The sequence below is a fragment of the Pseudomonas sp. ZT5P21 genome, from assembly GCF_054897785.1.
In genome coordinates this window covers 4,347,454-4,366,499 of the sequence record NZ_CM142705.1, presented here as the reverse complement: position 1 = coordinate 4,366,499, position 19,046 = coordinate 4,347,454, and the positions used below count along the sequence as shown (strand labels likewise).

Sequence of the window (19,046 nt, the reverse complement as noted above, 5' to 3'; positions counted from 1 at the left end):
TACACAGACCTCTGTGGGAGCGGGCTTGCTCGCGAAGGTGGCGGCATATTCAACATCTCTGTTGACTGACAGACCGCTTTCGCGAGCAAGCCCGCTTCCACATGGGCAAGCCTGACGTGCGAAAAGTCGTTACTATAAGCGCCTCTTTGCCTGCCTTGCCATGGACACCATGACCGAGAACGACTATCTGATCGCTTGGGGCCTTTACGCCTTTGCCGCTTTAGGCTGCCTGTTGGTGTGGATGCGCATGACCCGCTGGGTGTGGCGCTGGCTTCGGGAGCCGTTGCGGCTGCTGGTCGCTGTATTGTTGTTCAGTCCGACGATCATTGATCCAGTGAAGGAAAAGATCGCGCCGGCCATCGCCATCACCGCGCTGGACCTCGCGTTCAAAGTGGGCAACAACGCCTGGCGGGCCGTCTCCGACCTGTTCATGTACGGCATGATCGTCTTCGGCATTTATCTGGTGTTCGTCGCGATCCGTTTCCCAATCGAACGCGCCGCCAACGCTCGCAAGGAACGCACGGCGGCTGCCAAGGCAGCGGCCCGGGCCGACGATCCTGAAGACGATCATCCCTTCGGCGGTGCCGGTGATGACCGTTATGGTCGTCCGCCGGTCCCGAGCAACCCTCAGCGTATGCGGGTCGAACCGCGTTTGTAACCTTGCCCCTGCCTTACAGAGAGTCCGAGCATGTGTGAGTTATTGGGCATGAGCGCCAATGTCCCGACCGATATCGTGTTCAGCTTCACCGGGCTGATGCAGCGCGGCGGCCGCACCGGTCCGCACCGTGACGGTTGGGGCATCGCGTTCTATGAAGGCCGTGGACTGCGGTTGTTCCAGGACCCGGCGGCCAGCTGTGAGTCGGAAGTCGCGAACCTGGTGCAGCGTTACCCGATCAAGAGCGAAGTGGTGATCGGGCACATCCGTCAGGCCAACGTTGGCAAGGTCAGCCTGTCCAATACCCATCCGTTCGTTCGTGAACTGTGGGGGCGCAACTGGTGTTTCGCCCACAACGGCCAGCTTGCGGATTTTCAACCAATCAAAAGCTTTTACCGCCCGGTTGGCGATACCGACAGCGAAGCGGCATTCTGCGATTTGCTCAACCGCGTACGCGCAGCGTTCCCGGAACCGGTAGAAATAGAAGAACTGTTGCCGGATCTGGTGGCCGCGTGCGCCGAATACCGTAGCAAAGGTGTATTCAATTGCCTGCTCAGCGATGGCGATTGGCTGTTCTGTTATTGCTCGACCAAACTGGCGCAGATTACCCGTCGTGCACCGTTCGGCCCGGCGCGCTTGAAGGATGTCGATGTGATCGTCGACTTCCAGGCCGAAACCACGCCCAACGACGTGGTCACGGTCATCGCCACCGAACCCCTCACCGAAAACGAAACCTGGACCCGCTACGAACCGGGCCAATGGAGCCTCTGGCGACGCGGTGAATGCGTCAGCCAAGGCAAGACCGAATAAGGATTCTCCCGATGTTGCTCAGTTATCTACGGCTGGTGTTGTTCGCGGCGGGCCTGTTGATCGGCGTTCAGGTGCCGGGATTTATCAATGACTACGCCAAGCGGGTCGAAGCGCACCTGATTGAGGCGCAGACCGGCTTGAGCGGTTTTCAGGGCACCGCCAATCAATTCTTCAAGGGTGACATGCAGGCCCTGGTCGCCCATTACCGCGCCAGCGAAGACCCGATCTTTCGCAGCGATGCCGACAGCCTGAGCAACCTGCTCACCCGTCAACTGGCCCTCGATAAACAATTTCAGGCCATGCAAGGCCCGTGGTACATCCGCTTCCTGCAGGTGGTACTGGCCGCCGACCCGGATATCCGCAAGGAAACCTGGAACGGCTACAGCTACCAGATCCTGCTGACGCCGGAAGCAATGATCTGGGGTATGAGCGGTGCGTTGCTGTTGTCGTTCGGGATTGAATGCCTGTTCCGGCTGATCGACTGGGTGGTGCTGGGCGGCAAGCGTCTGCGCCAGAGCCGGCCGATTGAAGAGCGGGATTTGCGCGGGCTCTAACTGTGGCAATGAGCTTTTGTGGCGAGGGAGCTTGCTCCCGCTCGGCTGCGCAGCAGTCGTAGATCCTGTAGCCGCGGTTTACCTGACACACTGAGAGTTTCCGTTTTGGGGATGCTTCGCAGCCCAGCGGGAGCAAGCTCCCTCGCCACAGAGTCGGGTCAGTCTGCCAAAACGATGTAGCGCTCACCCACCTTGCGCGCATACCCCACCAGCACCTGCTGACACAACGCCACAATCTCCTCTACCCATTCCACCCCGGTCCGCCACGACACCACCACCTGCAAATCCGGTGGCCGTTGCTCGATGGCCAGCAAGGTCAGTTCCCCCCGCGCCAGTTCCTCGGCCACCAGCACCGGTGGCAACGCACCAATACCGAAACCGTCCCGCAACAACCGGGTAATTGCTGACACCGAGTTCACGCGTTGAGCCTGCCGGAAACCCGTGGCAAGGAACTGGAAGCCCGTAGCTTTACACCCAGTAACTGATAATCTGCGAGCATTAGCCCAGAGCTGGAAAAGTAACGCCTACAGGAGTGTTCACCGTGAGCCGCCTGCTATTGAACTGCGACATCGGCGAGAGTTTCGGCAACTGGACCATGGGTCTGGACGCCGAGGTCATGCCCTTCATCGATTGCGCCAACATCGCCTGCGGCTTCCACGCCGGCGACCCGAGCATCATGCGCAAGACCGTCAGCCTGGCCCTGAGCAACGGCGTGCAGATCGGTGCCCATCCGGCGTATCAGGATCTGGTGGGGTTCGGCCGTCGTTCCATGGCGTATACCGCCCAGGAACTTCAGGACATTCTGCACTACCAGATCGGCGCCCTCGACGGCCTCTGCCGGGCCCAGGGCGGGCGCGTCAGCTACGTCAAACCCCACGGCGCGATGTACAACGAAATGATGGCCAACCCGGCGCAATTGCGCGCCGTCCTGCAAGCCGTGGCGTCTTATGACCGGACGTTACCGTTGATGCTGATGGCGACCCGCGACAACAGCGCAGCGCAGCAATTAGGTGATGAGTACGGCGTGACGCTGTGGTTCGAAGCCTTCGCCGATCGCGCGTACGACAGCGCCGGCATGTTGGTCTCGCGACAACTGCCGGGCGCGGTGCATCACGATCCGGAAAAAATCATCGAGCAGGCCCTGACCATTGCCCGTGGCGACGACCTCACCGCCAGCGACGGTAGCGCCTTGCACTTACAGGCCAACACCCTTTGCGTGCACGGCGACAACGCCAGTTCGGTGGCCGCGGTGCGGCGGATCCGCGAAGCCCTCGATCAGCAGAGCGCACCATGAAACCGAGGGTGGAGGTGGTAGCGCTGGATTGCCTGATGGTGCGGCTGTTCGACGAGATCGCCGAAGCCAACATGCCGTGGATGCTCGCCGCCAGCGAAAATGTGCGTGCTGCGTTCGGTGCGCATCTGATTGACCTGGTGCCGTCGTACACGACGTTGATGGTGCATTACGATCTGATCGCGTTGAGTCCGGCGCAGGCGCGGGAATTGATCGCCGAAGCGCTGATTGATCTGTCGCCCAACGCCCGTGCCGCAGGCAAATGTCATGTGCTGCCGGTCTGGTATGACCTGAGCGTCGGTCCGGAGTTGAGCCTGTTGTCTCAGCGCAGCGGGTTTGCAGTGGAGGAGGTGATCCGTCGCCACAGTGAACGTGAGTATCAGGTGTTCGCCTTGGGTTTCGCGCCGGGGTTTGCCTTTATGGGGTTGGTCGAAGAAGTACTCGCTGCACCGCGCCTGAATACACCTCGCAAAAAAGTCGCGGCAGGCAGTGTGGGGATCGCCGAACGGCAAACCGCTGCTTATCCGGTGGCGTCGCCCGGCGGCTGGAACCTGATCGGCCGCACCCCGGCCAAATTGTTCGACCGCGAACGCGACGGCTACAGCCTTATGCAACCGGGCGACACCGTGCGTTTTGAAGCGGTCAGCCATGCCGAGTTCATCAATCTGGGCGGTGACGACACGCCATTGGAGGCGCAGGCATGAGCCGGCTATCGATTGAAGCCAGCACACCGCTGTGCCTGTTGCAGGACGCTGGTCGTTTTGGCGTGCGTCATCTGGGTGTCACTCAGGGCGGCGCACTGGATTGGCGATCGATGTCCTGGGCCAACTGGCTGCTGGGTAATGCGCTGGACGCAGCAGTGATCGAAATCACCCTCGGCGGGTTTACCGTGGTGGCTGAGGACGATTGCTTGCTGGCGCTGGCCGGGGCAGACCTTGGCGCTCGGTTGGACGGACAGGTGCTGGTGCCGTGGCGCAGTTTCAAGCTGCGCAAAGGTCAGCGTTTGCAGTTTACTCAGCCGCTGCTGGGGGCGCGGGCTTATCTCGCGGCGCCGGACGGGTTTGATGCGCCAGAGGTGTTGTGCAGCCGTGCGACGGTGGTGCGTGAAGAGCTGGGTGGGCTGGACGGCATGGGCCGGGCGTTGGCCAAAGGCGCATCGCTCAGCTACTCGGCTGATGCGCCCCTATTGGTGCGCGAGTTGCCTCTCGAACAAGTACCTGACTTCAAATTGGATTCACCTCTGGATCTGGTGATCGGCGCGCAGATCGGGGAGTTTAGCGGCCAGAGTCTGTTCGACGCGTTCAATAGCGACTGGACCCTCGACAGTCGCGCCGACCGGATGGGTATTCGCTTGCTGGGAACAGCGTTGGCGTACCAGGGAAAACCGATGATTTCCGAGGGCATTCCACTGGGCGCGGTGCAGGTACCGCCGGATGGGCAGCCGATTGTGTTGCTCAATGATCGGCAGACCATTGGTGGATATCCGCGATTGGGCGCGTTGACGCCGTTGGCGGTGACGCGGCTGGCGCAGTATCTGCCGGGGGCGACGGTGCGGTTGCGGCCGGTGGTGCAGGATGTCGCCCATCGGGAGCAGGTCGAGTATCTACGACGCTTCATAAATTGCTAAAAGCTTCGCGAGCAAGCCCGCTCCCACATTGGATCGGTGTTGCTTACACATTTTGTGAACGACACAAACCCCTGTGGGAGCGAGCTTGCTCGCGATGGCGCCCGAATAGGCAATGAAGATTATTTGGACAAGAACCGCATCCCTTCCTCCAGCCCCCGCAACGTCAGCGGGTACATCTGGTCATCAATCAGATCCCGCACGATATTGGTCGACGATGTATAGCCCCAGGTGTCTTTCGGATACGGATTAATCCAGATGAGCTTCTTGTACTTCTCTTTGAACCGCTGCATCCACACGTAACCGGCTTCTTCGTTCCAGTGCTCGACGCTGCCGCCGGCCTGGGTGATTTCGTAAGGCGCCATCGCGGCGTCGCCGATGAAGATCACTTTGTAGTCGGCGCCGTATTTGTGCAGCAAGTCCTGGGTCGAGGTGCGCTCGGAGGTGCGACGCATGTTGTTCTTCCACACCGATTCATAAATAAAGTTGTGGAAGTAAAAGTACTCAAGATGCTTGAACTCGGTCTTGCAGGCCGAGAACAATTCCTCGCAGATCTTCACGTGGGCGTCCATCGAGCCGCCAATATCGAACAGCAGCAACAGCTTGACGGTGTTGCGCCGCTCCGGCCGCATCTGGATGTTCAGCAACCCGGCATCTTTAGCGGTGTGGTCGATGGTGCCATCGATGTCGAGCTCTTCCGCCGCACCCTGACGGGCGAATTTGCGCAGACGACGCAGGGCAACCTTGATGTTGCGCGTGCCCAGTTCCACCGAGTCGTCGAGGTTCTTGTACTCGCGCTGATCCCAGACCTTGACCGCCTTGCCCTGCCGTTTGCCGGCATCGCCGACCCGAATGCCTTCCGGGTTGAAACCGCCTGACCCGAACGGACTGGTGCCACCTGTGCCGATCCACTTGTTGCCGCCAGCGTGGCGTTCTTTTTGTTCTTCGAGGCGTTTCTTGAACTCTTCGATCAGCTTGTCCAGACCGCCAAGGGACTGGATCGCGGCCCGCTCTTCATCGGTCAGCGAGCGCTCGAACTCCTTGCGCAACCAGTCTTCAGGAATCAAGGCCTGAAGGTGGTCGTCGAGTTTTTCCAGGCCATTGAAGTAAGCACCGAAGGCCCGGTCGAACTTGTCGAAATGCTTTTCGTCCTTCACCAGAATCGCCCGGGACAGGTAATAGAACTCGTCCATGTCGGCGAAGGTCACGCGCTGTTTCAGCGCGTTGATCAGGTCCAGCAGCTCGCGTACCGAGACGGGCACCTTGGCTGCACGCATTTCATTGAACAGGTTGAGCAGCATGGCGTTAGCCTCTACTTATTTATCAGAGCTTAGCGAGTGCCGCGACGGCTCATGAACGCCAAGCGCTCAAGCAATTGCACGTCCTGTTCGTTCTTCACCAAGGCTCCGGCCAGCGGCGGAATCGCCTTGGTCGGATCGCGTTCGCGCAGCACGGCCTCGCCGATGTTGTCGGCCATCAGCAGCTTCAGCCAATCCACCAGTTCGGAGGTCGATGGTTTTTTCTTCAGGCCCGGCACCTTGCGCACGTCGAAGAACACGTCCAGCGCTTCGCTGACCAGATCCTTCTTGATGTCCGGGTAGTGCACGTCGACGATCTTCTGCAGCGTGGCGCGATCCGGGAACGCGATGTAGTGGAAGAAGCAGCGGCGCAAGAAGGCGTCCGGCAGCTCTTTTTCGTTGTTGGAGGTAATGATGATGATCGGACGCTTCTTGGCCTTGATGGTCTCGTCGATCTCGTAAACGTAGAACTCCATCTTGTCGAGTTCTTGCAGCAGGTCGTTCGGGAACTCGATGTCGGCCTTGTCGATTTCGTCGATCAGCAGAATCACCCGTTCTTCCGACTCGAAAGCCTCCCAGAGCTTGCCCTTTTTCAGGTAATTACGTACGTCGTGGACCTTTTCCGTGCCCAGCTGCGAATCACGCAGACGGCTGACCGCGTCGTACTCGTACAGACCCTGATGCGCCTTGGTGGTGGACTTGATGTGCCAGGTAATCAGCTTGGCGCCGAAGGACTCCGCCAGTTGCTCGGCCAGCATGGTCTTGCCGGTGCCCGGTTCGCCCTTGACCAGCAGCGGACGCTCCAGGGTGATGGCGGCGTTTACCGCCAGCTTCAGGTCATCGGTGGCGACGTAGGCCTGGGTGCCTTCGAACTTCATCTGCAAATCCTCGAACGGTAACGCCGGCCTGACTGGGCAGGGCGGGGCGAATAAATGGAGTACCCGACTATAACGCGCTGCCCGGTCGACTGTGAACGCAGACGGCTTATTCAGTCCCTGAATGGGGCGTCACATCTTGACTCAGTCTCGGCGGCTGGCCAGTATCAAGCGGCCGAAGCACTGGGTGTCAGCGCTCGCAGCATCACTCGCTACAGCAGTGGTCGTGAATCTGTGCCCCGATCATTGGCCTTGGCCTGTCTGGGCTGGGATTTTTTGCAGCAGCGAGACCAGGTGCGGGCGGCCGAAGAGACCGGCCGCTACACCGTCTTGCGCAAACCCTAACCGGCTTCCGGCTTCGGCCGCTCATACCGGGCATTGAATGCCTGGACGAAACCATTGCGCAAGATCTGCAAAAACGCCTCGAACGCGCTGATATTTTTCCTGTGCACATTGCCGCTCAATTCAACGCGAGTGGCAAACTGGTTCTTGCCCTGGTTTTTCAGCACGGTTTCGGAGCCGCCGACAATGGCCTCCCATACGGATCGGAACAACCCTTTGTCCTTGTTCTCTACGTCCTGCTGCCAGTTAAAAACGTCAACATCCTTCAGCAGTGGTTTGATGTAGCCGGTCAATTGGGCCTTTTTCGCTTTCGCTTCAATCACCACATCACCGTGCCCGGCATTGAAATCGAACTTGCCATAGGCCGAGGCGAAGTCGTTCATGCGTTTGAGCTCGATGTCCCTGGCGCGCAGACGGAACTCGAATTCTTCGAAATTGCTCAACGGGTCGAAAATCGCGGTAGTTTCCAGTGGCGCGTGGCCCAGCAACAGCGCTTTACCTTCGAAGTGTGCGTCGCGCTTGCCGTCTTTGTCGGCGACGTTGGTCAAGTTGTAAATGCTGGCATTGACCTGGGTCGCGTTCATGTTGACGGGAGGCTTGGAATTGAAATTCCTGAAAGTGATCTTGCCGTCGAAGATGCGCACTTCGTCCAGAGTGATCGGGGCCAGTTTGCTCAATTGCGCACGCCAGTCGGTGCCCTGACCGGTCTGCGAGTTTTTCTTGTTGGCGCCGCCGTCGACGAAGTTCACTTCGGGGTTGAAGAACTGCACCTTGGCCACCACCGCGCGGTCATACAAGAGCGAGTGCCAACTGACAGAAAGGTCGATCAGCGGCGCATTGACGAATGGCACCGGGACCTTGCCATCGACCTTGAGGATTTTCAGCCCGTTGATCTTGTAGGCCCCGCGCCACAATGCCAGGTCCACATCGGTGATTTGCCCACGGTAGTCGCCCATGTCGGCAAGTTTGTCGTTCAGGTAGTCACGCACCATGTAGGGCAGTGCAAAATGCAAGGTAATCAGTAGCACGAGGAGGCCTACGAGGGTCCACAGGGGCCAGCTGTATCGACGTTTCATGATGAAAAATCTCCGGCGATATAAGACCATTGACTGCGGTGGTCAGCGGACGTTCGACCCGACTGGACGACCACGGGCAACAGGCATACCGTGAAGGGCTATTTCAACGCTGCATAAGGACCCAGCCATGAGCCGTATTTTTGCTGACAACGCCCATTCCATCGGCAATACGCCGCTGGTGCAGATCAACCGCATCGCGCCGCGCGGCGTCACCATCCTGGCCAAGATCGAGGGGCGCAATCCTGGTTATTCGGTCAAGTGCCGGATCGGAGCGAACATGATCTGGGACGCCGAAGGCACCGGCAAACTCAAGCCAGGCATGACCATCGTAGAGCCCACTTCCGGCAATACCGGCATTGGCCTGGCGTTCGTTGCCGCTGCACGGGGCTACAAGCTGATGTTGACCATGCCGGCCTCCATGAGCATTGAGCGTCGCAAAGTGCTCAAGGCGCTGGGCGCCGAACTGGTACTGACCGAGCCGGCCAAAGGCATGAAAGGCGCGATCGAAAAGGCTGCCGATATCGTCGCCAGTGACCCGTCCCTCTACTTTATGCCGGCGCAGTTCGAGAACCCCGCCAACCCGGCCATCCACGAGAAAACCACCGGTCCGGAAATCTGGAATGATACCGACGGTGCGGTCGATGTGCTGGTGGCAGGCGTTGGAACGGGCGGAACCATTACCGGCGTTTCACGGTATATCAAGAATACCCAGGGCAAACCGATTCTGTCGGTGGCGGTGGAGCCAGTGGTGTCGCCGGTAATCACTCAAGCAATGGCCGGTGAAGAGATCAAACCGAGCCCGCACAAGATCCAAGGTATCGGCGCCGGTTTTGTGCCGAAGAATCTGGACCTGTCGATGGTGGACCGCGTCGAGCTGGTAACCGACGATGAATCCAAGGCCATGGCCCTGCGTTTGATGCAGGAGGAAGGCATTCTGTGCGGTATCTCCTGTGGTGCTGCCATGGCCGTGGCCGTGCGCCTGGCGGAAACCCCGGAAATGCAGGGCAAGACGATCGTGGTGATCCTGCCCGATTCTGGCGAACGCTACCTGTCGAGCATGCTATTCAGCGATCTGTTTACCGAGCAGGAGAATCAGCAATAGGCACTGCCGAAAGTGTGGCCGCGTTCGGACGATCTTTGAACGTGTGGCGGGGGCGGGATTCAGGTCAGCCCCCATTCAGGATGCATGTGTTAAGAATTGCTTGATTGCACAATCCTTAACACTGAATGTCGAGTTAGCGGGTTTTTCCCCGGCCGGTTGTTTGGATTATGGTCGGCTGCCACGTCGGGTAAATGGCGTTGTGCAGAGTTGTTTTTCTCAAGGAGTTGTTGATGACCTTTTCCTTTGCCGCGAAAGCGTCACTGTTGCTGCTGTTTCTAAGCAGTACCCTTTATGTGCATTTGCGCGGCAAGGTGCGTTTGCCCGTCCTGCGTCAGTTCGTTAATCATTCGGCGCTGTTCGCGCCTTACAACGCGTTGATGTACCTGTTCTCCAGCGTACCGTCCAAACCTTACCTGGCCCGTGGAAACTTCCCGGAACTGGACGTGCTCAAGGACAACTGGGAAGTCATCCGCGACGAAGCGCTGCACCTGTTCGACGAGGGTTACATTCGCGCCGCCGAGAAACACAACGACGCCGGGTTTGGTTCGTTCTTCAAGAAAGGCTGGAAGCGTTTCTACCTCAAGTGGTACGACAAACCCCTGTCATCGGCCGAAGCGCTGTGCCCGAAAACAGTGGCGCTCGTCAGCAGCATTCCCAACGTCAAAGGCGCGATGTTCGCGTTGCTGCCCGCCGGCAGTCATCTGAACCCGCACCGCGATCCGTTTGCCGGTTCCCTGCGCTATCACTTGGGTCTGTCGACACCGAACTCCGATGATTGCCGCATTTTTGTTGACGGTCAGGTTTACGCCTGGCGTGACGGTGAAGACGTGATGTTCGATGAGACCTATGTGCATTGGGTGAAGAACGAAACCGAGAAGAGTCGGATGATCCTGTTCTGTGATATCGAACGACCGTTGAGTAACCGCGTCATGACCCGCCTCAACCGCTGGATTAGCGGGCTGTTGGGGCGCGCCACGGCGCCGCAGAACTTCGACGATGAACGGGTTGGCGGGATCAACAAGGCTTACGCCTGGAGCAAGCGTTCCAGTGACAAGGTCAGCGGCGTGGTCAAACGGTGGAAGCGTCGCAATCCCAAGGCTTACCGCATGCTGCGGCCGGTACTGGCGGTGGTGGTGTTGACGGGGTTGGGGTATTGGTTGTTTAAGTGATTCAATTGGGTGAAAAACATCGTCGCACGCCGATCGCCTGTAGGCGCGAGTTTGCTCCGGGCGGCGTTCCGACGAAAAACGCCGGGACAACGCGTTCATTCAGACAGCACGCGTTAATTGTTGACGTCCATCGCGAGCAAGCTCGCTCCTACTTCAACGCATGCTCCGCCCGTACCGAATTCATGAACGCCTGCATCGCCGACGATTGAATGCGATGACGCCGGGTGATCAACCCATACGGCGGCAACCGTGCTTCAAACTTGATCGGCAGCACCGCCAGCAAATCACGCCCTGGATAATCTTCCACCACCGACACTGGCGTGACGCCCAGCATGTCGGTCTGCTGAATCAACGAGAGCAAGGTCATGATCGACGTGGTTTCAACGATGCTGCTGGGGATGTCGACTCGCGCATTATGAAACACCTGATTGATGATCGCGCGCATCGGGCTCGGTTGCTGTTGCAGGACCCAGGTCATGTTCTGCAGTTCCGCCCAGCTCAGGTTTTTCTCCTTTGCCAATGGATTTTGCGCACCGGCAATCACGCACAGCGCCTCTTCGCCGAGGCTGTCGAACAGCAGTTCTTCGGCCCTCGCACCGGCCGGAATCCGCCCGAGCACGATGTCGAGTTGATCCTGCAAAAGTGCCTGAACCAATACGTCGCTGGTATCGACCTGAATGCTCATCGACAACCGTGGGTGGCTTTGTTTCAAGGTGGCGATAGTGCGAGTCAACAACCCCGAGGCCAGCGCCGGAATCGCACCGACCGCGACACGCCCCAGGTTGCCCGATTCAAGGGCGACGAGTTCTTCACGCATACCGCTGAGTTCAGCAAACACCATGCGCGCGTAGTAAATGACGGTTTCCCCGAATGGGGTGGAGCGCATGCCGCGAGGCAGGCGTTCAAAGAGCTCGACGCCGAGCAGGTCCTCGGCCTCGTGCAGCATCTTGGTCGCTGCCGGTTGGGTCATGCCGATGTGGTCGGCGGCGCGGCGCAACGAGCCGAACTCCTGCAACGCCAGCATCAAGCGCAATTGGCGCAGACGCAGTCGACTGTGGATCACGTTGGCTTCTGGAATTCGGACATCAGGCGTTCGGGTCATGGGCTCGACTCGCAAAAAAGACGGCGGCAAGCCTGACAACAAATGTCAGGCGTTGCCAGCATTGCTGTGTCACAGCACCGATTTGGTTTTGGCGACAGGTGGCTTGCGCAGGCCCGACAGGGCGCCCAGCGCCTTGGAAATCAGCGGCCAGAACAGCATCAGCAGCGCTGCGGTGGTCAGGCCACCCACCAACGGGTTGGACCAGAAGATCCCCAAATGACCGTCAGAAAACAGCATCGATTGACGAAACGCATCTTCAGCCTTGTCACCTAGAACTGCGGCCAACACCAGCGGCGCAATCGGGTAGCCAAGTTTCTTGAACAGATAACCCAGCGCGCCGAAGCCCAGCATCAGTACCACATCGAAGAACGAGTTGTGCACTGAGTAAGCACCGATGGCACAGACCATGATGATGATCGGCGCAATGATCGAGAACGGAATGCGCAGGATCGAAGCGAACAGCGGCACGGTGGCCAACACCACGATCAGGCTCACCACGTTGCCCAGGTACATGCTCGCAATCAGGCCCCAGACAAAATCATGCTGCTCGACGAACAGCGTCGGGCCTGGGTGCAATCCCCAGATCATCAAGCCACCGAGCATCACCGCCGCCGTCGCTGAACCGGGAATTCCGAGGGTCAGCATCGGCAGCAGGGCACTGGTGCCGGCGGCGTGGTCGGCGGTTTCCGGGGCGATCACGCCTTCAAGTTCACCCTTGCCGAAGTTTTCGCGGTTTTTCGAAAAGCGCCGCGCCAGGCTGTAGCTCATGAACGAGGCCGCTGTCGGGCCGCCGGGCGTGATACCCATCCAGCAACCGACCAGGGTGCTGCGCACAATCGTCCACCAGTAACGCGGCAACTTGGCCCAGGTGCGCAAGATCACCATCGGCGTGATGCGCGCATGTTCGCCACGGAACACCAGGCCTTCTTCGACCGTGCAGAGGATTTCGCCGATACCGAACAGACCGATTACCGCGACTTCGAAACTGATGCCGGTCATCAAGGTCGGCTGGTCGAACGTCAGGCGCAGGTTGCCGGACACGGTGTCCATGCCGACCGCCGCCATGGCGAAACCGATCATCATCGCCACCACGGTTTTCAGCGGCGGATTTTTGCTCATGCCGATGAAGGTGCAGAACGCCAACAGGTACACCGCGAAGAATTCCGGCGAGCTGAATGACATAGCGAACGCGGCGATCTTTGTCGACAGGAAGGTCAGCAGCAACACACCGGCCAATGCGCCGATCAATGCCGAACTGAACGCGGCGGTCAACGCTTCCGCGGCGCGACCTTCGCGGGCCATCGGGTAGCCGTCGAACGTGGTCGCCACCGATGAGGGTTCACCGGGAATGTTGAACAGGATCGAGGTGATCGAACCACCAAACAGCGCGCCCCAATACATGCACGACAGCAGGATGATCGCCGACACCGGCGACATAGTGAACGTCAGTGGCAGCAGCAGCGCCACGCCATTGGGGGCGCCGAGGCCGGGCAGTACGCCGACTAGAATGCCCAGCAGCACGCCGATCACCATCAGGCCAATGTGGCCCGGGGTCATGATCAGGTTCATGCCTTGCATCAGGGAATCGAATTCGCTCATTTGAAATGTCTCCCGGCCAGGGCAACCCAGTCGCCTATCGGGCCGGCATCCAGCGGGACCTTGAACCACAGCGCAAAAATCAGGTAGCTGGCCAGCACCGCGCCGAGGGATACGCTGCCGATCATCAACTTGCCGTAAGGCTTGGCGCGGACCTTGTCACGCCACATGAACCAGGCAATGAAACAGGCCGACGCCACGTAGATGCCGGTGAACGGCATGGCGCCAACGAACAGCACTATCGGGATGAACACCGACAGTACTTGTTTGAATGCGCTGCGGCTGACGAATGGAATCCCCAGGGCATGCCAGCGCACCAGCGTCCATACGCCGTTGGCCACGCTCGCAGCACTGAGCATCAGGCCGATATAGAAGGGGAAGTAACCCGGCTCGGGGCCGGAATCGCCCCAGCCGATACCTTGTTCGACACTGCCGAACATCACCACCACGCCGATCAGCGCGGTGAAGACAGCCAGGCCGAGTTCGACCCAGCGGGTACCGACCAGCGCCGGTGAATCCGAAGAGTGGGACATGAAGACACCTCCAGAGGTGACGGCCGTGCGCAGGTGGACGGCCGTCGGCAACTCAGTTTTTCAGCCAGCCGGCTTCTTTGAACACCGGGGTGACGCGGGCGGTGTCTTTTTCAATGTACGCGGTCAGCGGCTCACCTTCGAGAAAGGTTGGCACCAGCGCGTTCTGTTTGACGTAGGCCTTGAACTCGGGAGTCTCGGTGACTTTGCGCATCAGCTCGACATAGAACGCCCGCTGTTCGGCGGTGACTTCACCGGGCATGAACACGGTACGCGGGAAGCGGTACTGATCAATGCCCAGGCCCTGTTCGTGGCAGGTCGGCACATCGGCCCAGGATTTATCGCCAGCGACTTTTTCGGTGTGGCTCATGCGCTCCTTACTGAATACGCAGAGCGGTTGGACCTGATCACCGCGCCATTGGCTGATGCTTTCGCTGGGGTTGTTGACGTTGGCGGCAATGTGTTTGCCTGCCAGTTGGGTCGCGGCTTCGCTGCCGCTTTTGAACGGGATGTACACCAGTTTGCTGTTGTTGGTCTGGTTCAGCAGCAGAGTCAGGGTCTGGTCGACATCCTTCGACTGGCTGCCGCCCATGCGCATTTTTGCCGGGTCGGCCTTGGCCGCTTCATAAAAGCCTTTGGCATCTTTCCACGGCGCGTCTTTGTAGCTCCACAGAATGAAGTCATCTTCAGCCACGGCGGCGACCGGGGTCAGTTCCTGCCATTGATAGCCGAGCTTGGACACTAGCGGCAGCAGGTAGATGTTGTTGGTGCCGATCACCAGTTTTTCCGGATCGCCCTTGTTCATTTTCAGGTCGAGGAACGCTTCGGCGCCATTGCCGCCGCCCTTGTTGAGGACGATGGTGTTCACGTCGAGAAATTTGTGGGTGGTGATGATCGACTGGATCAGTCGGCCGAGTTGATCGGTGCCGCCACCAGGACCGCCTGCGACGACGATTTCGACGTTCTTGTCCGGTTGCCAGGCGGCGTGAGCGAGTGCGGGAAGGGCGCCGGCGGCGGCCAGCGTGCAGCCTAGAAACAGCCGGGATGTGCGACGGACGAATGCATTTCGCATGGAAGAGCCTCGTTTTTGTAGTTGTTATGAGTGACTTGTCGGAGCGGTAAAGCTGCAAGCCTGGCCTGAGTGTGGGAAGCCGCAGGCGTCGCGTCTAGTCAAAACAATACATACACCGATAGCCTGGGGTTATACGTCGTAAGGGGCATTAACGCCACTATCGCTAAAAGCTCTACGCCAGAGCGGTTCCAGTAAAAAGTTTGTTTTGCCAGACACGTGAAAGCCCCTTGAAAGCAGAACCTGCCATAACCTTGGGCTATCACCGTATTTCAAGTTTTGATTAGACGGTTATCACTGACCCTTCGATAGTGCTCATTAACGCCATCTGTAGGAGCGGGCTTGCTCGCTAGGGATTCAAGAGCGCCGCGTTTAGTCAGAAAACAAGCGTTATCGTTAACGACCATCGCGTGCAAGTTCGCTTCTACAGAATGTTGGCCCACACAAAAATAATAAAGAGGTACGCACCATGGCTCGTCCCAGTGCATCCCTGCATTTGCCGGGCGCAGATGTTCAACCAAAGTCTGCGACCACGGCGCTGACCGGTACGACCAAGGCCAGCAGCGTACGTTGGCGGATCTTCGCGATCGTCTTCGCGCTGACCATGGTCAACCTGATCGATCGGGTGTCGTTGTCCATCGCCATGCCGACCATCGCCCACGAATTTTCCCTGTCGCCGAGCATGCAAGGCCTGATCCTCAGCAGCTTCTTCTGGGCCTATGCATTGCTGCAAATTCCTGGTGGCTGGTTGATCGATCGTTTCGGGCCGCATCGCGTGATCAGTTGGTCCACTGGGTTGTGGGGCACGTTTCAGGTGCTGGCAGCGTTCGCCACTGGCGGGTTGTCGTTGCTGTTCGCCCGAGTTGCACTCGGTGCCGCCGAGGCGCCGTTGTTTCCGTCCGGCGGCAAGCTGATTTCCCTGTGGCTGGCGCCGAGCGAGCGCAGTCGCGGCGCCGTGCTGATGGACAGTGGCAGTCCGCTGGGCGTGGCGCTTGGCGGGTTAATCATTGCCTATCTGATAGCTTCGCTGGATTCATGGCGCCTGGCGTTTGTGGTCGCCGGTATCGCGACGCTAGTGCTGGCCTGGCTGGCACGGCGTTATCTGCGCGATGACCCGGCCACTCACCCGCAGGTGAATGCCGAAGAACTGGAAAAGATCAACGCCGGCCGTGCGACGCCTGCTGCCGAAGCGGCACGTGCGCCAGTCAAAGGCTTGGGCATTGCCGCCCGTTCGCTGAGTGGTTTGCTGATCGGTCGGGCCAGTTGGGCGATGGTGTATTTCGGGTTACTGACCTGGGGCCCGAGTTATCTGGCACAGGCCCGCGGCTTCGATATCAAAGGCATTGGCGCGGCGACGTTCGTGATTTTCGTCTGCGGCGCGCTGGGTTCGTTGACCGGTGGTTTCCTCTGCGACGGGCTGATCCGCAAAGGCGTCAGTCGCGGTGTGGCGGTCAAGAGCTTGCTGGCATTTTCCGGTCTGGTAGCCCTGGGCGCATTTCTGTTTCTGCCGACCCTGAGCAATCCATTTGCGGCCGTGGCGTTGCTGGCCATGACCGCGTTTTTCCTGATGTGGGGCAGCCTCTACTGGAGCTTCCCGGCGTTGCTGGCGGCGCCGGCACGCGTCGGCTTGATCGGTGGCGTCATGAACATGGCCGGCAGCATGGGCGGGATTGCGGTGCCGATTCTGGTCGGGGTGATTCTGCAAATGGCCGGTGGTTTCGCGCCGGTGCTGGGATTCTTCGCAGCGTGTTCGGCGGTGTTCGTTTTCGCCACATTGTTCATCAGCCTCGACGAGGTGCGGCATGACTAAGCTGTATGACGGCCCCATCATTGACGCCCATCATCACTTCTGGGATCCGACGATCAATCACCATCCGTGGCTGGCGCCCGAAGCCAACATTGCGTTTCGCTACGGTGATTACAGTGCGATCAAGCGACGTTATTTTCCCGACGATTATTTCGCCGATGCCGGTCCGCATAACGTCGTGCAAACGGTGTACATCGAGACCGAATGGGACCCGCAAGATCCCATCGGCGAAACCCGTTTCATTGAGCAACTGGCCGCCCGTTATGGCGTGCCGAATGCGATCGTCGCGCAAGCCTGGCTCGATCACCCGGACGCCCTTGCGGTGCTCCGCGAGCAAGCCAGTTTCAAGTGCGTGCGCAGCGTGCGCCACAAACCCGGGGGAGCGACATCGCCCGCGCAGGTTGGCCATGTGCGCAGCCTGATGAGCGACGAACACTGGCGCCGCAGTTACGCCGCGTTGCAAGGGCTGGGGCTGCATTTCGATTTGCAGACACCCTGGTGGAACCTGTACGAAGCTGAACGGCTGGCCAGGGACTTTCCCGGCACCACGCTGATTCTCAATCACGCCGGTTTGCCCAATGACCGCAGTGCCGAAGGCCTGGCAGGCTGGCGTCTGGCAATGGCGCGGCTGGCCGAGTGGCCGAACGTGCAGGTGAAGGTTTCCGGTCTGGGAGTGGCAGGGCGAGCCTGGCGTGCCAAGGACAATGCATGGATCGTGCGCGAAGTGATCGCCATGTTCGGCATTGATCGGGTGATGTTCGCCAGCAATTTTCCCGTGGACAGCCTCTGCGGCTCGTTCGACGACATCTACAGCGGTTTCAAATCCATTGTTGCTGACCTGCCACGGGCGGATCAGGAGCGCCTGTTTTACAGCAATGCGCAGCGGGTTTATCGCTGCGAGCCTTGCGCCATTGACCGTACATGGCCCGAACCCTTGAGGAGTGAAGCATGAACAAGACAACCATCGCCATGGTCCTGGGCGACCCGGCGGGCATCGGCCCGGAACTGATCGCACGCCTGCTCGGCGAGCCCGAAGTCCGTCGCCAGGCCAACGTGATCCTGATCGCCGACGAAGCGGAAATGCGTCGCGGCATGCGCATCGCCGGTACGGAGTTTCCTTACCGTCGCGTGGAGTCGCTGGAGCAGCTGGCGTTTGTCGATGACACGCCGCTGTTCTATGACTTTCGTGGCGACACCGTCGGTGAGTTTCCCCGTAGTGAAGCCAGCGTTGTCGGCGGGCGCTACAGCCTCGATACGCTGGAAAAAGCCTTGCGCCTGACCGAAGCCGGCACCACCGATGCGATCTTGTTCGGGCCGCTGAACAAGACTTCGCTGCACATGGCCGGCATGGCCCACAACGATGAGTTGCACTGGTTTGCCGAGCTGCTGGATTTCCACGGGCCGTTCTGCGAATTCAATGTGCTCGACAATCTGTGGACGTCGCGGGTGACGTCCCATGTGGCGCTGGCCGAAGTGCCGGGCATGCTGACTCAGGCGCGGGTGGTGGAAGCGATCCAGTTGATCGACACCGCACTCAAGCGCAACGGCCTGGAAAAACCGCGTATCGGCGTGTGCGGTTTGAATCCGCACAACGGCGACAACGGCTCGTTCGGTCGCGAAGAACTGGACATCATCGGCCCGGCGGTTCGCACGGCGCAGGCATTGGGAATTGCGGCGGAAGGCCCGTACCCGGGCGACACGATTTTCCTCAAGGTTCAGGGCGATGCCAGCGCCTTCGACGCCGTGGTGACGATGTACCACGACCAGGGGCAGATCGCGATCAAGTTGATGGGCTTCTCCCGTGGGGTGACGGTGCAGGGCGGTTTGCCGATTCCAATTACCACGCCGGCCCACGGCACCGCGTTTGATATCTCGGGCCAAGGCAAAGCGAACGCCGGCGCGATCCGCCAGGCATTCGAAATCGCCTGCCGAATGGGCATCAATACCTACTGACACAACGCAATACCCCTATGGGAGCGAGCCTGCTCGCGAAAGCAATCTGTCAGTCACTTCGAAGGTGCCTGCCAGATTGCCATCGCGAGCAGGCTCGCTCCCACATTTGCTTTGTTGGAAGGCTGATAACCCGATCTAGCTGATAACTCGCAGCAGCGATCACCTCAGGTTATCGATGGATGTGCATAAGTGA

18 protein-coding genes and 1 pseudogene are annotated in these 19,046 nt (G+C 59.4%); 11 read left to right on the top strand and 8 right to left on the bottom strand.

Translation table 11 applies throughout. The features are described 5' to 3' along the window. Positions 1-160: 160 nt before the first annotated feature. The 3 genes from ACYZT9_RS20220 to ACYZT9_RS20210 are packed head-to-tail and all read left to right on the top strand — an operon-like array spanning position 161 to position 2,019. Positions 161-658, top strand: coding sequence for an MFS transporter (locus ACYZT9_RS20220; RefSeq protein WP_462007109.1), 498 nt, complete (start codon positions 161-163; stop codon positions 656-658). 30 nt (positions 659-688) lie between these two features. Further along, on the top strand, positions 689-1,465 hold the full coding sequence (locus tag ACYZT9_RS20215) for a class II glutamine amidotransferase (RefSeq protein ID WP_462007108.1): 777 nt from the start codon (positions 689-691) through the stop codon (positions 1,463-1,465). An 11-nt stretch (positions 1,466-1,476) separates the two neighbouring features. Next, a complete protein-coding gene (locus ACYZT9_RS20210) occupies positions 1,477-2,019 on the top strand; it encodes a DUF2937 family protein (protein ID WP_017337006.1) in 543 nt (180 codons plus the stop codon). A 158-nt stretch (positions 2,020-2,177) separates the two neighbouring features. On the opposite strand, the pseudogene ACYZT9_RS20205 reads toward ACYZT9_RS20210, so the two are convergent. Then, a pseudogene (locus tag ACYZT9_RS20205) lies at positions 2,178-2,504 on the bottom strand (LysR substrate-binding domain-containing protein); the annotation flags it as partial. Between the two features lie 56 nt (positions 2,505-2,560). Between ACYZT9_RS20205 and ACYZT9_RS20200 the strand changes: the two are divergent. Genes ACYZT9_RS20200 through ACYZT9_RS20190 form a run of 3 tightly spaced genes read left to right on the top strand, consistent with a single transcriptional unit; the run spans position 2,561 to position 4,937 of the window. Beyond that, positions 2,561-3,313 carry a 5-oxoprolinase subunit PxpA gene (locus tag ACYZT9_RS20200; protein ID WP_462007107.1) on the top strand — a complete coding sequence of 251 codons (753 nt, stop codon included), beginning with the start codon at positions 2,561-2,563 and terminating at the stop codon, positions 3,311-3,313. Next, positions 3,310-4,014: a 5-oxoprolinase subunit B family protein gene (locus ACYZT9_RS20195; protein ID WP_462007106.1), complete on the top strand. Its 705-nt coding sequence runs from the start codon at positions 3,310-3,312 to the stop codon at positions 4,012-4,014. The genes ACYZT9_RS20200 and ACYZT9_RS20195 overlap by 4 nt, the downstream gene beginning before the upstream one ends. Further along, entirely contained in the window at positions 4,011-4,937 is a 927-nt protein-coding gene (locus ACYZT9_RS20190; protein ID WP_462007105.1) for a 5-oxoprolinase subunit C family protein, read from the top strand. Before ACYZT9_RS20195 ends, ACYZT9_RS20190 begins: the two co-directional genes overlap by 4 nt. Positions 4,938-5,056: 119 nt before the next feature. Here ACYZT9_RS20190 and ACYZT9_RS20185 read toward each other — a convergent pair whose 3' ends face one another. The 3 genes from ACYZT9_RS20185 to ACYZT9_RS20175 all read right to left on the bottom strand — a co-directional run bounded on the left by ACYZT9_RS20185 (position 5,057) and on the right by ACYZT9_RS20175 (position 8,525). Beyond that, positions 5,057-6,235, bottom strand: coding sequence for a vWA domain-containing protein (locus ACYZT9_RS20185; protein WP_027925858.1), 1,179 nt, complete (start codon positions 6,233-6,235; stop codon positions 5,057-5,059). 29 nt (positions 6,236-6,264) lie between these two features. Next, the gene (locus ACYZT9_RS20180) at positions 6,265-7,110 is read right to left on the bottom strand and encodes an AAA family ATPase (protein ID WP_462007104.1); all 846 of its coding nucleotides are present in this window, start codon (positions 7,108-7,110) and stop codon (positions 6,265-6,267) included. Positions 7,111-7,448: 338 nt separating this feature from the next. Then, a complete protein-coding gene (locus ACYZT9_RS20175) occupies positions 7,449-8,525 on the bottom strand; it encodes a DUF748 domain-containing protein (RefSeq protein WP_462007103.1) in 1,077 nt (358 codons plus the stop codon). A gap of 127 nt (positions 8,526-8,652) precedes the next feature. Between ACYZT9_RS20175 and cysK the strand changes: the two genes are divergently transcribed. Both cysK and ACYZT9_RS20165 read left to right on the top strand, forming a co-directional pair. Then, positions 8,653-9,627 (top strand): cysteine synthase A, encoded by a 975-nt coding sequence (gene cysK, locus ACYZT9_RS20170; protein ID WP_462007102.1) that lies wholly within the window; start codon positions 8,653-8,655, stop codon positions 9,625-9,627. A gap of 230 nt (positions 9,628-9,857) precedes the next feature. Then, a complete protein-coding gene (locus ACYZT9_RS20165; RefSeq protein WP_462007101.1) occupies positions 9,858-10,796 on the top strand; it encodes an aspartyl/asparaginyl beta-hydroxylase domain-containing protein in 939 nt (312 codons plus the stop codon). 148 nt (positions 10,797-10,944) lie between these two features. Here the strand turns inward: ACYZT9_RS20165 and ACYZT9_RS20160 are convergent, their stop codons facing one another. The 4 genes from ACYZT9_RS20160 to ACYZT9_RS20145 all read right to left on the bottom strand — a co-directional run bounded on the left by ACYZT9_RS20160 (position 10,945) and on the right by ACYZT9_RS20145 (position 15,096). Further along, entirely contained in the window at positions 10,945-11,898 is a 954-nt protein-coding gene (locus ACYZT9_RS20160) for a LysR family transcriptional regulator (protein ID WP_462007100.1), read from the bottom strand. Between the two features lie 69 nt (positions 11,899-11,967). Continuing rightward, positions 11,968-13,497, bottom strand: a complete 1,530-nt coding sequence (locus tag ACYZT9_RS20155) for a tripartite tricarboxylate transporter permease (RefSeq protein ID WP_462007099.1) — start codon at positions 13,495-13,497, stop codon at positions 11,968-11,970. Then, positions 13,494-14,027, bottom strand: coding sequence for a tripartite tricarboxylate transporter TctB family protein (locus ACYZT9_RS20150; RefSeq protein WP_462007098.1), 534 nt, complete (start codon positions 14,025-14,027; stop codon positions 13,494-13,496). Before ACYZT9_RS20150 ends, ACYZT9_RS20155 begins: the two co-directional genes overlap by 4 nt. 52 nt (positions 14,028-14,079) lie before the next feature. Beyond that, positions 14,080-15,096, bottom strand: coding sequence for a tripartite tricarboxylate transporter substrate binding protein (locus ACYZT9_RS20145; RefSeq protein WP_462007097.1), 1,017 nt, complete (start codon positions 15,094-15,096; stop codon positions 14,080-14,082). Between the two features lie 466 nt (positions 15,097-15,562). Here ACYZT9_RS20145 and ACYZT9_RS20140 point away from each other — a divergent pair, with 466 nt between their 5' ends. Genes ACYZT9_RS20140 through ACYZT9_RS20130 form a run of 3 tightly spaced genes read left to right on the top strand, consistent with a single transcriptional unit; the run spans position 15,563 to position 18,853 of the window. Next, a complete protein-coding gene (locus ACYZT9_RS20140; protein ID WP_462007096.1) occupies positions 15,563-16,903 on the top strand; it encodes an MFS transporter in 1,341 nt (446 codons plus the stop codon). Then, positions 16,896-17,852: an amidohydrolase family protein gene (locus ACYZT9_RS20135; RefSeq protein ID WP_462007095.1), complete on the top strand. Its 957-nt coding sequence runs from the start codon at positions 16,896-16,898 to the stop codon at positions 17,850-17,852. Before ACYZT9_RS20140 ends, ACYZT9_RS20135 begins: the two co-directional genes overlap by 8 nt. Continuing rightward, positions 17,849-18,853: a 4-hydroxythreonine-4-phosphate dehydrogenase PdxA gene (locus ACYZT9_RS20130; protein WP_462007094.1), complete on the top strand. Its 1,005-nt coding sequence runs from the start codon at positions 17,849-17,851 to the stop codon at positions 18,851-18,853. Before ACYZT9_RS20135 ends, ACYZT9_RS20130 begins: the two co-directional genes overlap by 4 nt. Positions 18,854-19,046: the final 193 nt, after the last annotated feature.